Annotated in this window: 2 protein-coding genes and 1 pseudogene; 1 reads left to right on the top strand and 2 read right to left on the bottom strand. The window is 34.7% G+C overall.

The window, feature by feature from the left end; translation table 11 throughout:
* Positions 1–566 (bottom strand): DNA replication/repair protein RecF (gene recF, locus WKI42_RS10345; RefSeq protein ID WP_368081877.1); only part of this gene is annotated, 566 nt, incomplete at its 3' end.
* 2 nt (positions 567–568) lie between these two features.
* Positions 569–937 carry a S4 domain-containing protein YaaA gene (gene yaaA, locus WKI42_RS10340; RefSeq protein WP_000455897.1) on the bottom strand — a complete coding sequence of 123 codons (369 nt, stop codon included), beginning with the start codon at positions 935–937 and terminating at the stop codon, positions 569–571.
* A gap of 158 nt (positions 938–1095) precedes the next feature.
* Here yaaA and WKI42_RS10335 point away from each other — a divergent pair.
* Positions 1096–1577 (top strand): annotated as a pseudogene (locus tag WKI42_RS10335) (EF-P 5-aminopentanol modification-associated protein YfmF); the annotation flags it as partial.

The raw sequence follows: 1577 nt of genomic DNA, 5'->3' as shown, positions 1-1577 counted from the left end.
ACACGACATCCATAATCAACTAGCTGATCATCCAACACTGAAAGGAAGGTTTCATCTATTGTTTGAGCTGATTTTAGATAAGTGTTTCTTTGTTTTAGGATGTGATTATAATTGGTTAAATCTGATAAATAGATTGGCTTAATTTGCCCAAGCTCCATATCAATAAATTTTCGTCGAACCGAAGGTGCTCCCTTAATTAGTTGTAAATCTTCAGGAGCAAATAAGACAACATTCATGTGTCCTACATAATCTGAAAGTCGTGCCTGTTTTAAGTGATTAACTTTTGTCACACGCCCTTTTTGTGTTAGTTCAATTTCGAGAGGAATAGATCCCGTTTTTTTCTGAACAAGACCTGAAAGATGAAGTTGTTCCTCATCAAAATGAATGAGATTTTTATCTGTTCGAGTTCGATGGCTACGTGTTAAGGCTAAAAAATAGATAGCCTCTAACATATTTGTTTTACCTTGTGCATTACGTCCTAAAAAGACATTTAATTTAGGATTAAAGTCTATTTTCGTCTCTTTGTAGTTACGAAAAGTTTTGAGAGATAGGTGTTGTAGCCACATGATTATCTACCAGGGAATCGCGGAGCTTGTTTGCTTTTGGGTGATGAAGTAGGTTTTGATTTATCTTTTTTTACTCCTTTATTCATCTCCTTAACAAGTTTAGCGATTCGTTCTTTTTCAACTTTATCAGCTTGATATTCATCTTGCTCCTCAGAAGTAGGTTGTGTCAACAAGATGTCAATATTCATGTCAGGGATGTCAACTTTATCACCAATACGAAGTTTTTTACCGCGACGACTCTCTAATTCCCCATTAAAGTAAACAGAATGTTCAGAGAGAAAGGATTTGATAGCTCCTCCGCTATGTGTAATTCCAAGTTCTTTGAGTAGTGCTTGGAGGGTAATAAATTCTTCAAATAATTTGTATTCCATAATTCACCTCAATCTTTGGTATTATACCATATTTTCCTAAAAATAGTGAGAGAAACAGGGAGAAATGTAAGCGATTTTTATTTCAAAACTGTTACAGAGAACAAGAAAATTTCAGGTTTTCGTGATATAATAGAAGTCTGTATATAAGGAGGTGAATCATGGAGTTAGTGTATGGAATTTCAACACATTTTATCCAATCAAAGAAATTTAAAACGAACAAAATTACCGTGCGTTTTACAGCTCCATTATCCCTCGATACGATTGCAGGTCGCATGTTGAGTGCGAGTATGCTAGAGACTGCTAATCTGATGTACCCTACTTCTCAAGCTTTGAGGAGACACTTGGCCAGTCTATACGGTACAGATATGTCAACCAATTGTTTCAGAAGAGGGCAAAGTCATATTGTAGAATTGACATTTACCTATGTTCGTGATGAGTTTTTAAGTAGGAAAAATGTGCTAACTTCTCAGGTTTTGGAACTTGTAAAAGAAACTCTTTTTTCACCCGTAGTAGTTGATAATGGGTTTGATCCAGCCTTATTTGAAATTGAGAAAAAACAATTGCTAGCAAGTTTAGCAGCAGATATGGATGATTCTTTTTATTTTTCACATAAAGAATTAGACAAATTATTTTTTCATGA

Source organism: Streptococcus pseudopneumoniae (genome assembly GCF_038148935.1).
Classification (GTDB): domain Bacteria; phylum Bacillota; class Bacilli; order Lactobacillales; family Streptococcaceae; genus Streptococcus; species Streptococcus pseudopneumoniae_U.
The sequence above is the reverse complement of the archived record's forward strand: the minus strand, read 5'-3'. Positions and strand labels throughout refer to the sequence as shown.